The following is a 12,622-nucleotide window of genomic DNA, read 5'->3' on the forward strand; positions in this document are numbered from 1 at the left end:
ATGCTCACGCTGCCTTCCGGATCCGGGCGAAGCGCTTCTCGAGCCACCGCGACCAGATGGCCAGCGGCGTCCCGATCGCGATGTAGACGGCGGCGGCCAGGATGAACGGCATCAGACCGTCGCCGGACGAGCGCGCGTACTGGTTCGTGACCGACATGATCTCCGCGACGCCGATCGTCGACACGAGGGCCGAGTCCTTGAGCAGCGAGATCGCCCACGTCACCATGCCGGGCATCGCGACGCGGAAGGCCTGAGGCGCGATGACCCGCGCCGACGTCGTCGTGCGGCTCAGCCCGAGCGCGTCGGCGGCCTCGAACTGTCCCTTGGGCACGGCGAGCAGGCTGCCGCGGTAGACCTCGGACAGGTGCGCGGCCGAGACCAGGCCCAGGCCGATGACGGCGGCTTGGAACGGCTCCATCCGCAGGGAGCCGCTGCCGATGCCGAAGAAGATGATGAACAGCAGGACGATCGGCGGGATGCCGCGCAGAACCTCCACGATCGACCGGCTGATCCCGCGCACGACCGTCCACCGCGAACGCCGCCCGGCGACGAGCACGAGGCCCAGGAGGGCACCGATCGCGAAGCTCGCGGCCGTGACACCGAGGGTCACCGGGATCGCGGCGACGATGATGGAGAGGACGTCCATCAGCGGTCCTTGATCGCCGACAGGAACGTACGCGTGCGGGCGTGCTGCGGGTCGTCGAGTACCTGCTGCGGCGGGCCCTGCTCGAGGATGCGGCCGTCGGCCATGACGATGAGACGATCGGCGACGGTCGCGGCGAAGTGGATCTCGTGGGTGACGACGATCATCGTCATACCGGTGTCGGCGAGCTGCCGCATGACCGCGAGGACCTCGAGCCCCAGCTCGGGGTCGAGCGCGCTGGTGGGCTCGTCGAACAGCATGATCTCCGGGTCGAGCGCGAGCGCGCGGGCGATCGCGACGCGCTGCTGCTGACCGCCGGAGCACTTGGCCGGGTAGGCATCGGCCTTCTGCTGCAGGCCGACTCGCTCGAGCAGTTCCATCGAACGACGATCGGCTTCTTCGCGGCTGCGGCCGAGGACGCGCTCCTGCGGCAGCGAGATGTTGCGCAGCACCGTCATGTGCGGGAAGAGGTTGAACGACTGGAACACCATGCCCACGCGGCGGCGCAGCTGGGTCAGGTCGCGGGCGCTGACCGTGCCGGAGGTGTCGAGGTTCTTACCGTCCACCGAGATGGTGCCGCTGTCGGGCACCTCCAGCAGATTGATGCAGCGCAGCATCGTGCTCTTGCCCGAACCGCTGGGGCCGATGACGGCGACGACCTCGCCGCGTGCGATGTCGAGCGACACCCCGTCGACGGCCTTGTGCCCGGCGAACGTCTTCTCGACGTCGCGCAAGGACAGGATCGACTCTGCCTGTTTCACTGGTTTCCTCCTCGAAGGCCGCGCACAGCCGTCACCACTGCGGTGGTCACGGTGTGGACGTGGTCATCGGTCATCGGCGTGGACAACGCCAGCAGACCGTTGGTGCCCGCGAGAACGCCTTCGCCGTACAGGGCCCACCAGAGGCGGGGTAGGTCGACGTCCTCTCGGATACGCGTCAACGACCCCCGTCCGCTGACAGCGATACCGGCCTCGGTCAGGCCGGATCGCAGCTGGTCGCCCAGCGAGTTGAGGCGCTCGATGGCCTCGGCAGTGAAGTGTTCCAGGGCCACCCGGCCGGCGATCATCGACATCGGGTTGGCGCTGAAGGTGCCACCCCACGAGACTCCCAGCTCGCGCAGCGGGTCGAAGATCGCCATGACCTCGGCCGTCCCGCCGAGCCCGCCGACGGGGAATCCGCCGCCGATGACCTTGCCGACGGTCATGAGGTCCGGTTCGATCCCGTACTCGCGGTGCAGGCCGCCCTCGGCGATCCGGAACGTGATGACCTCGTCGACGATCATGAGTGCGCCGTGCTGGCGGGTCAGCTCGCGCACGAGCGTCACGAACTCCGCTGCCGCCGGGACGAGCCCTGCCCGGTTGGGCATGATGTCGATGAGTACCGCCGCGACCTCGTCGCCGCGGGTGCGCATGACCTCGCGGAGCGCCTCGGCGTCGCCCTGCGGCAGCGCCAGGCTCGTCCCGGCGACCGCCTCGGGGACACCGGGGGCGTTCGCAGCGACGACGGCATCAGAGGTGCCGTGATAGCTGCCCTCGAACCGCACGAGCAGTTCGCGCCCGGTGGCCGCGCGAGCGGCCCGCACGGCTGTCATGACCGCTTCGGTTCCCGAGTTGGAGAACCGCCACATCGGCAGGCCGGTGCGCGAGGCGAGCAGCTCGGCGAGCTGAACCTCGGTCTCGGTCGGCAGACCGAACGCGGTGCCGTGCGGCAACTGCTCCGCGACGGCCTTCTCCACCGGGGCGAAGGCGTGACCGTGGATCAGCGCGGTGTAGTTGTTGTTGCAGTCGATGACCCGGTGGCCGCGCTGATCGAGGACATAGGGGCCGCTGCCCGACACCGCGTACGGCGGCGTCGGCGGGACGAACAGCGTCGTCCGCGTGTTGCCACGCGGCATGACTGCGCGCGCCCGCTCGGCGAGCGGGTGGCCCTCGTAGTCCTGGACGCCGGTCACTGCTGCCCCGCGAAGGTCCGGCTCTGCTCCTTCATGAAGCCGGGCAGGTACCACAGGCCCAGGCCGCCCTTGCCGGTCGAGCCCGAGAGCTTCCAGCCGCAGAACGACTGGACACCAGGCCAGGCGCCCGTCGTCGCACCGGCCGCGCGATTGACGTAGATGACGCCGGCCTGGATCTCGTCGAGGAAGCGGTCGATCTCGGCCTGCTCGCCGGTGAAGACACCCGCCGAGAGGCCGTAGTCGACGGCGTTCGCCTCGGCGAGCGCGGCGTCGAAGTCGTCGACCGCGGTCACGGCGAGGAACGGCGCGAACAGCTCCTCGCGGGTGAGACGGTGCCCGAGCGGCAGGTCGGTGACGATGATCGGCGCGAAGAAGTTGCCCGGACGGTCGATGCGGCCGCCGGTGACGACGCGGCCGTCCTGCTGCGCGGTGGCGATGGCCTCGTCGATGCGTGCAGCGATGGAGTCGTCGATGACGGGACCGAGGTTCGAATCCCGGTCGAGCGGGTCACCCACGACGAGCTTCTCGGTCTCGCGGACCAGCGCGTCGATCAGGTCGTCGGCGACGCGACGGTCCACGACGACACGCCGGCACGCGCTGCACTTCTGGCCCGACAGCCCGAAGGCGGAACGGACGATGCCCTGCGCCGCGGCCTCGAGATCGGCCGAGGCGGCGACGATGGCCGGGTTCTGTCCGCCCATCTCGGCGAGCACGGGGCGGGGCAGTCCGGAGGGGCTGCGGGTCGCGACGAGCTCCCAGCCGACGTGCGCCGAGCCGGTGAACGCGATGCCGTCGACGTCGCTCTTCGCGAGCGCCTGACCGACCCCGGCGCCGCCATTGAGGACGTTGAGGACGCCCGCCGGGAGGTGACGACGCAGGATCGCGGCGATCTCGGCGGTCGAGCGGGGCGTCTTGTCCGACGGCTTGAGCACGACGGTGTTGCCGGTGACGAGCGCGGCGACCATCATGCCGATCGAGAGCGCGACCGGGAAGTTGAACGGCGAGATCACCGCGAAAGCGCCGTACGGGACCATGACGTCGAAGTTGGTGTCGCCGCCGCTGGGCTTGAGCGGCGCGCAGTAGCCGTCGTTCTCGATCATGAGATCGCAGTAGTGCGCGATCATGTCGAGCACCTCGGTCGCCTCGCCGACGGCCTCGAGACGGGTCTTGCCCGTCTCCGCCGACACGACGGCCGAGAGGTAGGCGATCTCCTGGGCGATGTCCTCGCGCGCGGCGCGCAGCATCGCGACCCGCTCCGCGTAGGGCGTGCGGCGCCAGGGTCCGGCGGCGGTCTTCGCCGCCGCCACGGCGCGGGTCACGTCCTCGGTGGTGGCGACGTGTGCCGCACCGATGACGACGCCGGCGTGGCACGGGTCCTCACGGACGATGACGTCGCCGGTGTGGAGCTCCTCGCCGCCGATGACGAGAGGCTGAGGTGCGGGCCGCTCGGCGCGGATGGCGCGCAGCGCCTCCTCGAAGGCTGCTTCGAGCGCGTCGTCCCCCAGCGAGGAGGACGCGTAGTTGACCGTAGGTTCCGTCATGTCAGTTCCTGCCCTAGTCGTCGTCCGTGGTGATGTCGCTAAACATATAGCGCTGTATATTTGAAAGCCAAGCGGGGGTGTGCCCTGTAACACAGTCGTTACCGGCGCAGGGCCCGAGAACGGACGGCGAACCACCAGCTCGACGCGGTCCGGACGGAGCGCTGGATAGACTGCCGCGACCGGCGGACCAGGCGAGGGAGGCGACGTGCAGAGCGATGACCTGCTCTCGACGCTGACCCGCCGCGTCCTGTTCGCGCCGCTGGCCGACCAGGGCCGGGCGGACGCCGTCGCCGAGCGGCTTCGGATCGCCATCTCGCTCGGCATCTTGGGCGAGGGAGAGCAACTGCCGCCCGAGCCCGATCTGGCCGCGCAGTTCAACGTCTCGCACGTGACGCTGCGCGAGGCGCTGACGCAGTTGCGGGCGCAAGGCATGGTCACGACCCGGCGAGGCCGCGGCGGCGGCACCGTGGTGAGCGCGCCGCGGCCCAATCAGCTGCGCGTCGCGCTCGAACAGGTCGCCCGTTTCTCCCGGCTCGACCTTCGCGACCTGGCCGACTGGCGACGCGCCATCGCCTGCGAGGCCGCCTCGCTCGCCGTCGCCCGCGCGTCCACCGAGGACGTCGCCCTCCTCGCGCGCGGCACCATCCGGCTCGCCGCTGCCGGCGACGAGGTCGAGTCCCGGCGCGCCGACAGCCGCTTCTTCATCGAGCTCGCAGCGGCTTCGCAGTCAGTACGCCTCAGCCGCGCGATGATCAACCTGCAAGTCGAGTACGCCCCCGTGCTGACGCTCGTCTACACCGACCAGCAACTGCGCGCGGAGGTCGCCCAGATCCTGCAGGACCTGATGATCGCCGTGCGGGAGGCCGACGGCGATGCCGCGCGCCGCCACGCGACCGCCGCGATCGACCGGGTCGCGGTGCGTGCCACCGTCATGCGATCGGAAGGATGGCCAGTGCCGTGAACACCACCGGGGAACATTCCGACCGCGGTCTGCGCCGCGCGGCGCGCGACATCATCGCCCTCACCGAGCCGCTGTTCGACGCGCTCGAGGCGCTGGCCGAGGCCTGCCGGCGCGATGTCGACCTCACCCTCGCCCGCCCCTTCGACGACGTCGCGTCCTGGGCGGCCCTTGCTCCGGCTGCCGAACGCGTGCTGGTCACCCACCAGCTCGCGACGGGCGTCGGCGCCGCGGTCATCGGCGAGGAGTCGATGGACGGCACGGCGTCGATGGCGTGGTGGATCCGCCGCGACGGCCACGTGAGCCGCAAGCGTCACGTCACGAACCCGCAGTCGGACTCGTTCTACGACGTGCGCCATCTGCGCTGGTTCCGGGTGCCGATGACGACCGGTCGCCCTGCGTTGTTCGGGCCCTACGTCGACTCGTGGGGCACAGACGACATCACCTTGACGGCGGCCATCGCGCTGGTCGTCGACGACCGGCGCGTCGGCGTGGTCGCGGCCGATCTCGACACCCGGCGCTACCTGGACCTCGCCGAGGGCGTGCTTCGCGAGACGGAGGTCTCCGCGCTCCTCGATGACGAGGACCGGGTGGTCGTCTCCAGCGACCCGAGCATCGACACCGGTTCGCGGATCGCCTCACTCGGCCATGACGTCACCGGGCGAGAGACCATCGACGAACTCAACTGGTCCCTCGCCCGGCTCGACGATCAATCGCCGAAGCGCTCGTGACTCCAGTCGATCTCGAAGTCGCTGGAGCGCCCGAGGATCGCGTCGGCGGCGAGCCGGCCGACCGCGGGTGAGAGCTGGATTCCCGAGCCTCCCGCGCCGAGCGCGCACACCACGCCGGGTGCGTCTCGGTGCCATCCGGCGATCGGCTGGTGGTCGGGCGTCATCGGGTAGATGCCGGACCAGCTGCGGCCGATCTCCATGTCGTCGGCGCCCACGAGACGCTCGGACAGCAAGGTGATAACCCGCTCGATCTGATCCATACCCATGGCGCCGAGCGGCACGTCCGGGGAGACCGGGTCCTTGATCGCCTCGTCGGTGTGCAGGCCGGCGATGAGCTGGTCGGCGCGCTCGGAGCGGAAGTAGACGCCGTCCGTGCCCGAACCCGGCACATAGTCCATGACGAAGGGCGTGAACGGCTGCGGAGCGCCCAGCTCGATGGTCAGGGCGCCGTGCAGCTGGGGAAGCAGCGGGACGGGCGCGTCGAGGAGGTCCCCGACGTGGCCGGCCCACGGCCCGGCCGCGTTCACCACGACCTCGGCTTCGAAGACGCCCTGCGCAGTATCGAGGCGCCAGACATCCCCCGTGCGCTGGGCGCTGAGCACCTCGGCGCGCGCCACGACGGTCGCGCCGCGGCCCTTGACGATGCCGGCGAGCAGCTGCGACACGGCGTAGCCGTCGACGTAGCCGTCCCAGGTGCCGAACTGCGCCGCGACCAGATCGTCCACGACGATGTGCGGCCACCGCTCGGCGATGTCCTGGGGCGAGAGGATGACGGCGTCATCGACCCCGCACGCCTTCTGGTGCTCGAGGCTCTTCTCGAAGGCGGTGATGTCGGCCTGCTGGCGTCCGAGCCGCAGGTAGCCGCCGTGTACGAAGTGCAGGTCGTGGTCGCGCTCGAGGGCCGCGTACACCTCACGCCCGTAGGCGCGGACCTGGACGTCGGGGAAGGTCAGATACTGCGTCTCGACCATGCCCACCGATCGGCCGGAGGACCCGTCGCCGGGGTGCGACGCCTCGAGCACGACGACGTCCGTGACACCCGCCGCGGTCAGCTCGTAGGCGGTGAACAGTCCGAGGACTCCGGCGCCGATGACGACGACACGCGGCTGGCTCATGGGCACTCCTGTCAGCGGGGAAAAGATCGCGATAAACATACAATGCTGTAGGTTTACGCCGTCGGTGGCCCCCGCCACATCGTGGCCGCATGAGCATTCCGCTGGCCGTCGCCGCGCTTCTCGGTAGGCTCATGCCATGAGCGAACGTCAGCCCGTCACAGAGGACCCCACGATCGGCCGCCTGGTGGCCGACGTCACGCGCGACTTCTCGTCGCTGGTCCAGCACGAGATCCAGCTGGCCAAGTCCGAGCTCAAGGTGAGCGTCCGGGCAGGCGGGATCGGTGCGGCATTGCTCGCGGTGGCGGCGTTCATTCTGCTGCTCGTCGTGATCCTCGCGTCGATCACGATCGGCTTCTTCCTCACCATGACCGGACTCCACCCGGCGTGGGCGTTCCTCATCGTGACCGGCGCCTACCTGCTGCTCGCGCTGCTCCTCGCGTTCATCGGCATCCGCCGGTTCCGCAAGGTCAAGGCGCCGCAGCGCACCATCGCCACGGCCAAGCAGATTCCCTCGACCCTCAAGGGCAAGGTCGAGTAAGCGGCCTCAACGCCTCCGCGCCTCGAGGCGTCCGGCGACGAGCCGCGCGAGGACGCCGAGCACCAGCGCCGCAGCACCGGCGATCGCCAGCATCTCGATCCACACGTCGAGTGATGCCTGGAACCGTGCCGCGAGGGTGTCGCTGAGCACCTGACCGAACGCGGACGCGCTGGCCTCCATCCGCTCCAGCGCCAGCGGAACCACGACGCGCGATCCTGCGTATGAGACCCCTGCCACCAGCAGTGCTCCCACGCCGATCCATGCCAGCCCCACCGACCGGCGGCGCGCGAACACGAAGCACAGGAACGTCGCAGCGCCTGCGGCGATGAGCGAGATCATCTTCCAGGTCGGCGCCGACTCGACCCACTCCATCCCCGGCGGTGCCGACGCGATGGTCACGAGCATCTGCTCGGGCGGGGCGAGCTCCACAGGGAGTTGAGCAGCGAGAGGTTCGACGGCCAGTCGAGCGAGTGGTGCGACGTCGAGCTGCAACTCCGCTAGAGGGCGGTGTCCGTCGAACCAGAGGGCGTGGGATCGTCGCTGCGTCTCATCCCAGGCCGCGTCGAACCCCTCCACCTGCTCGAGCCTGTCCAGCGTCGCGCGCAGTTGCTCCGCCACCTGATCGCGCAGCACGTCCGGCAGTCCGAGGTTCTCGGTGAGGTCCGCGGCGACGATCTCGGAGACCGCGGCCCGCAACTCCTGGTCGTCCCGCAACTCGCGGACGAGTTCGACGTATCCCGCTTCATCGGTGACGTTGTCGGCGATCCAGGCGACCGGCAGCGCGACGGTTCCCGCCACGACCGCGACGATCCAGCAGAAGACAGAAGCCAGGGTGCGCATCAGACGCATCCTCCCGTAGAAACCCGTTCGGTTGCGGCAATGCCCGCCTGCGCGTTGCCCGCGGCCTGCCGGGCCGTCACGGCGTACCCGGTCGACGGGTCGCTGACGGACGCCGCGAAGATCACGCCGTACACCCGCCCCTCCTCCGAGACGAGCGGTCCGCCCGAGTTGCCCGAGCGCACCAGCGAACGCACGGAGAAGGCCTCGCGGGGGTGCTCGCCCTGGCCGTAGATGTCAGTGGCCCGCATCGTCGTGACGTCGCGGATACGGGCCGCGCGCGCGTCGAAGGGGCCGTTCTCGGGATACCCGAGTACCGCGGCGGCGTCACCGGCCGAGCCGGAGGTGTCGAACTCAAGCGCCGGGACGTCCAGGCTCTCGGTGCGGAGTACCGCGATGTCCATGCCGGGGTCGAACACGACGGGGACGGCGCTGACGCGACGGCCGTCGACCTCGACGATCGGGTCGGACACGCCGGCGACCACGTGCGCGTTGGTCATGATGCGGCCGTCGGCGTAGACGAAGCCCGATCCCTCGATCCCCCGGCCGCACTGCGCCGAGCCGACGATCTTAACGACGCTGCCCGAGGCCGACTGCACGCCCGGCAACGCGAGCGTCGCGTCGTCGGGCGGTTCGATCGAGGTGATGACCTCGGGTTGGAACGGTTCGAGATAACGGGGGAAGACGTCGTCGGTGAGCGAGCGGCTGAAGGTGGCGAGGACGTCGGATGCCTGGGTGGGCATCACGCGGTCGACCCGCTCGAGAATCGCCGACGTCCGGACCGCCTGGCTCAGGTACGGGATGGTGGCCCCGCTCACCGCGTAGCCGAGGGCCCACGCCGCCGCGAGCACCGCGGCGACACCCAGGGCGGCACCCGCCACCGCATCCACGGCCCGCCAGGGCCACTCCTTCACCCGGAAGTCACGCCCGGCCAACCTGCCGATGAACTGGCCGGCCAGCAGACACCCCACGACGAACAACAGGGCCAGGAGCGGCTGACCGCCACCGAAGATCCAGGGCGCGACGACCACACCGATGAGCCCGCCGGCGATGAGGCCGATGCCCTCGATGAGATTGAGCACGAATCCGTGCACGAAACCGGACGCAGCGTAGAGCGCGACGAGCCCGAGCAGGATCAGGTCGAGGGTGTTCACGGTGCTCCCCCCTCCGGGAGCGGGCGCTCGCGCGAGGCGTCCCACGGCCGGGACCACCCCACGTGGTCGAACAGCCGAGCGATCACCCCCGCGGTGAAACCCCACAGCGGGACGTCGGTCCCGATGTCGAAGGCCGGCCCCCGCCACCCTCCGCTGTGCACGACGCTGAAGCGGCGCTCCGGATCGAGGAGCTCGTCGATCGGCGACCAGATCACCTGCTCGACCTCGTCCAGGCTCACCGGGACCAGTTCGGGACCCCACTCGCGCCAGTACCCGAGCACGGGCGTGACGGCGTGGTTGCTGGGCGGCAGCCACAAGGTCGGCAACGTCCCGAACACCTCGACGGAATCGGGATCGAGACCGACCTCCTCCTCCGCCTCCCGCAGCGCCGTGGCGACGGCGTCGGCGTCCTCCGGATCGCTCTTGCCGCCCGGGAAGGAGATCTGGCCGGCGTGGTTGCGCAGCGTGCTGGCACGCTCGGTGAGCAGCAGCTGGGGACCGCGCGGTCCGTCGGCGAACAGCATGAGCACGGCCGCGGGACGCGCGTCCGGCGGCGGATGCGGAAATCGGGGGGCGAGCTGCTCGGCTTCCACGGATCCGGCGAGGTCGGCGACCGGCCGCAGCCACTCCGGCAGCTCGGCGGTCGTGGCCGTCATGCGCGCCCCTGCGTGGTGACGAGCGCTTCGGCCTCCACGGGATCGGTCGGACCGATGCCGTACGAGGGGCACCAGCGTGCGACCGGGCAGGCGCCGCAGGCCGGCTTGCGAGCGTGGCAGCGCCGGCGGCCGTGCCAGATCAACCGCTGGCTCACGTCGGTCCACTCGCGTCGCGGGAACAGCGCGCCGACCGCGTGCTCGGTCTTGACCGGATGGCGCGCCGTGGCGGAGTCGACCCAGCCGAACCGTTCCGCGAGCCGGGCGAAGTGGGTGTCGACCGTGATGCCCGGGACCCCGAACGCGTTGCCCAGCACGACATTGGCCGTCTTGCGGCCGACGCCCGGAAGCGTGACGAGGTCGTCGAGCCGCCCCGGCACCTCCCCGTCGAACCGCTCGACGAGGGCGGCGGCGAGCGCCAGCAGGCTGTCGGTCTTGGCGCGGAAGAAGCCGGTGGGCCGGATGAGCCCCTCGAGCTCCGTGCGGTCGGCCGCGGCCAGCGCGGCGGCGTCGGGATAGGCCGCGAACAATGCCGGACTGACGGCGTTGACGCGCCTGTCGGTGGTCTGCGCGGACAGCACGGTGACCACCAGCAGCTCGAACGGGTTGCGGAAGTCGAGCTCGGGATGCGCGTCCGGATAGGTGGCCGCGAGCACCCGGTTGATCTTGCGCGCACGCCGCACGAGGGCGGTGTCGGGGCGCGGAACAGGGGACGTGACCACGCGATAAGAGTACGTGTCCAGCGTTGCGACGCTCGCAAGATCGGGGGATATGGGAAACTGGGGTACGGACCCACCGGGCCGTGACCGAGAAGGAAGAATCGTGACCGACGACGTATTGCGCCAAGCGCCCCTGTTCAACGGGCTCGACGAGACCGCTTCGGCGGCTCTGGAGTCCTCGATGGAGTCCGCGTCCCTGCGACGTGGCGAGATCCTGTTCAACGAGGGCGACGACGGCGACAAGCTGTACGTCGTCATCAGCGGCAAGATCAAGCTCGGCCGCACCTCGCCCGACGGCCGCGAGAACCTGCTGGCCATCCTCGGCCCGGGTCAGATGTTCGGTGAGCTGTCCTTCTTCGATCCGGGGCCGCGTTCGGCCACGGCGACGGCCGTCACCGACGCCTCGCTCAAGAGCCTCGGACACGACGCGCTGAGCCCCGTGCTCAACGAGCACCCCGACGTCGCCAAGGCGCTGCTGAACCAGCTCGCCGGCCGCCTGCGCCGCACCAACGAGGTCGTCGGCGACATGGTGTTCTCCGACGTCCCCGGCCGCGTCTCCAAGGCGCTGCTCGATCTCGCCGACCGCTTCGGCCGTGAGGCCGAGGACGGCATCTACGTCAATCACGACCTCACGCAGGAGGAGCTGGCCCAGCTCGTCGGCGCCTCGCGCGAGACGGTCAACAAGGCGCTCGCCGACTTCGCCTCGCGCGGCTGGGTCCGCCTCGAGCCGCGCAGCGTCGTCATCCTCGACCTCGAACGCCTCCAGAAGCGCGCCCGCTGACGAGAACCCAGATTTGCGCGCCATCCGTCGACCGACACCCGCCTCGGTCGACGATCAGGCAGCAAATCTGGGGCCGGGGCCGACGTAGCCGCGGGCCCGGAGCGCTTGATCGATGCGCCATGCGACGTACGCGGGACGCGCGAGGTCGGCGACCGTCACCACGATGACGCGCCAGCCCTCCGCTTCGAGCGCCTCGCGTCGCAGATGGTCCCGCTGGCGCTGCACCGCGTCACGCTCGTGCTGCCAACCGTCATACTCGACGAGCACCTTCCACCGTCGGTAGACGAGGTCGCCGCGCGCGAGAAAGCGCCCGGCATCGTCGTGAATGTCCACGTTGAGTTCCGGCTCGGGCAGACCGGCACGAACAGCCAGGAAGCGCACCTGCGACTCGCGCGGCGAGGCCGACCCTTCTCGCACGAGTACTGCGGCAGACCGTGCCCGACGCACCCCGTCGAGATGGCTCTCCCACACGTACGAACGCAGGTCGACGAGGTCGACGAGTCCTTGCGCCACGAACCAGTCGCCGACCTCGACCAACCGACCGAGCGACACCACAGTCGCCACGTCCACGAAGGTGCGCTTGGGGCCCAGCGTCCGGACGCCGCGGTGCAGCACAGGACGCAGTCGTCCCTGGTAGCGGTGAACCACGAGCCCGGAACGGCGTCGCTGGTGCCGCGTGTTGGTGGCAAGATGCACGGGCAACTCGGGCCCCAGCTCGAAGCCCCACCAACGAAGTGCGGTCAGATGACTCAGCGCCGCATCCGGCGGGGCGACCGCCAACGCTGCCTGCACATGGAGCGCGAAGGTCATCGTGGTGGACGCATAGCGGTAGACGCCCTCGTGCTCGGTGACGATGCGTCGGCCGCGCAGCATCGCGTCGGTGATACCTGCGCGCATCGCCTCGTCACGAGTGAACACCCGTCCGGCGAGTTCAGGTGGTAGCGGTCGGGGAGCTGGCATGCTCACACCGTCGCATCGTCACCGCAGGATGACGATCCGCT

At 70.1% G+C, this 12,622-nt stretch carries 14 protein-coding genes; 4 read left to right on the plus strand and 10 right to left on the minus strand.

The window, feature by feature from the left end:
- Nucleotides 1-4: 4 nt before the first annotated feature.
- The 4 genes from EHW97_RS07790 to EHW97_RS07805 are packed head-to-tail and all read right to left on the minus strand — an operon-like array spanning nucleotide 5 to nucleotide 4,135.
- On the minus strand, nucleotides 5-646 hold the full coding sequence (locus EHW97_RS07790) for an amino acid ABC transporter permease (protein ID WP_124236599.1): 642 nt from the start codon (nucleotides 644-646) through the stop codon (nucleotides 5-7).
- Nucleotides 646-1,404, minus strand: a complete 759-nt coding sequence (locus EHW97_RS07795; RefSeq protein ID WP_124236600.1) for an amino acid ABC transporter ATP-binding protein — start codon at nucleotides 1,402-1,404, stop codon at nucleotides 646-648. Before EHW97_RS07795 ends, EHW97_RS07790 begins: the two co-directional genes overlap by 1 nt.
- Nucleotides 1,401-2,594, minus strand: a complete 1,194-nt coding sequence (locus tag EHW97_RS07800) for an aminotransferase class III-fold pyridoxal phosphate-dependent enzyme (RefSeq protein WP_208001948.1) — start codon at nucleotides 2,592-2,594, stop codon at nucleotides 1,401-1,403. Before EHW97_RS07800 ends, EHW97_RS07795 begins: the two co-directional genes overlap by 4 nt.
- Nucleotides 2,591-4,135, minus strand: coding sequence for an aldehyde dehydrogenase family protein (locus EHW97_RS07805; RefSeq protein ID WP_166367437.1), 1,545 nt, complete (start codon nucleotides 4,133-4,135; stop codon nucleotides 2,591-2,593). Before EHW97_RS07805 ends, EHW97_RS07800 begins: the two co-directional genes overlap by 4 nt.
- Nucleotides 4,136-4,340: 205 nt before the next feature.
- Here EHW97_RS07805 and EHW97_RS07810 point away from each other — a divergent pair, with 205 nt between their 5' ends.
- Together EHW97_RS07810 and EHW97_RS07815 are read left to right on the plus strand one after the other, a co-directional pair.
- Complete coding sequence (locus EHW97_RS07810) at nucleotides 4,341-5,096, plus strand: FadR/GntR family transcriptional regulator (RefSeq protein WP_124236602.1); 756 nt, start codon at nucleotides 4,341-4,343, stop codon at nucleotides 5,094-5,096.
- The gene (locus tag EHW97_RS07815) at nucleotides 5,081-5,824 is read left to right on the plus strand and encodes a PDC sensor domain-containing protein (protein ID WP_166367438.1); all 744 of its coding nucleotides are present in this window, start codon (nucleotides 5,081-5,083) and stop codon (nucleotides 5,822-5,824) included. The genes EHW97_RS07810 and EHW97_RS07815 overlap by 16 nt, the downstream gene beginning before the upstream one ends.
- Here EHW97_RS07815 and EHW97_RS07820 read toward each other — a convergent pair.
- Entirely contained in the window at nucleotides 5,803-6,939 is a 1,137-nt protein-coding gene (locus EHW97_RS07820) for an NAD(P)/FAD-dependent oxidoreductase (RefSeq protein ID WP_166367439.1), read from the minus strand. The genes EHW97_RS07815 and EHW97_RS07820 overlap by 22 nt on opposite strands.
- 136 nt (nucleotides 6,940-7,075) lie before the next feature.
- On the opposite strand from EHW97_RS07820, the gene EHW97_RS07825 reads away from it, so the two are divergent.
- Nucleotides 7,076-7,477, plus strand: coding sequence for a phage holin family protein (locus EHW97_RS07825; protein ID WP_124236605.1), 402 nt, complete (start codon nucleotides 7,076-7,078; stop codon nucleotides 7,475-7,477).
- 6 nt (nucleotides 7,478-7,483) lie between these two features.
- Here EHW97_RS07825 and EHW97_RS07830 read toward each other — a convergent pair whose 3' ends face one another.
- The 4 genes from EHW97_RS07830 to nth are packed head-to-tail and all read right to left on the minus strand — an operon-like array spanning nucleotide 7,484 to nucleotide 10,843.
- Nucleotides 7,484-8,317 carry a hypothetical protein gene (locus tag EHW97_RS07830; protein WP_124236606.1) on the minus strand — a complete coding sequence of 278 codons (834 nt, stop codon included), beginning with the start codon at nucleotides 8,315-8,317 and terminating at the stop codon, nucleotides 7,484-7,486.
- Nucleotides 8,317-9,468 carry a MarP family serine protease gene (locus tag EHW97_RS07835; RefSeq protein ID WP_124236607.1) on the minus strand — a complete coding sequence of 384 codons (1,152 nt, stop codon included), beginning with the start codon at nucleotides 9,466-9,468 and terminating at the stop codon, nucleotides 8,317-8,319. The genes EHW97_RS07830 and EHW97_RS07835 overlap by 1 nt, the downstream gene beginning before the upstream one ends.
- Nucleotides 9,465-10,124 (minus strand): NUDIX hydrolase, encoded by a 660-nt coding sequence (locus EHW97_RS07840; RefSeq protein WP_124236608.1) that lies wholly within the window; start codon nucleotides 10,122-10,124, stop codon nucleotides 9,465-9,467. Before EHW97_RS07840 ends, EHW97_RS07835 begins: the two co-directional genes overlap by 4 nt.
- Nucleotides 10,121-10,843, minus strand: a complete 723-nt coding sequence (gene nth, locus EHW97_RS07845; protein ID WP_208001949.1) for an endonuclease III — start codon at nucleotides 10,841-10,843, stop codon at nucleotides 10,121-10,123. The genes EHW97_RS07840 and nth overlap by 4 nt, the downstream gene beginning before the upstream one ends.
- A gap of 100 nt (nucleotides 10,844-10,943) precedes the next feature.
- Between nth and EHW97_RS07850 the strand changes: the two genes are divergently transcribed.
- Nucleotides 10,944-11,621: a Crp/Fnr family transcriptional regulator gene (locus EHW97_RS07850; protein WP_124236609.1), complete on the plus strand. Its 678-nt coding sequence runs from the start codon at nucleotides 10,944-10,946 to the stop codon at nucleotides 11,619-11,621.
- A 54-nt stretch (nucleotides 11,622-11,675) separates the two neighbouring features.
- Here the strand turns inward: EHW97_RS07850 and EHW97_RS07855 are convergent, their stop codons facing one another.
- A complete protein-coding gene (locus EHW97_RS07855; protein WP_124236610.1) occupies nucleotides 11,676-12,581 on the minus strand; it encodes a DUF559 domain-containing protein in 906 nt (301 codons plus the stop codon).
- Between the last annotated feature and the right edge of the window lie 41 nt (nucleotides 12,582-12,622).

The sequence above is a fragment of the Aeromicrobium camelliae genome (genome assembly GCF_003850045.1).
Lineage (GTDB): Bacteria > Actinomycetota > Actinomycetes > Propionibacteriales > Nocardioidaceae > Aeromicrobium > Aeromicrobium camelliae.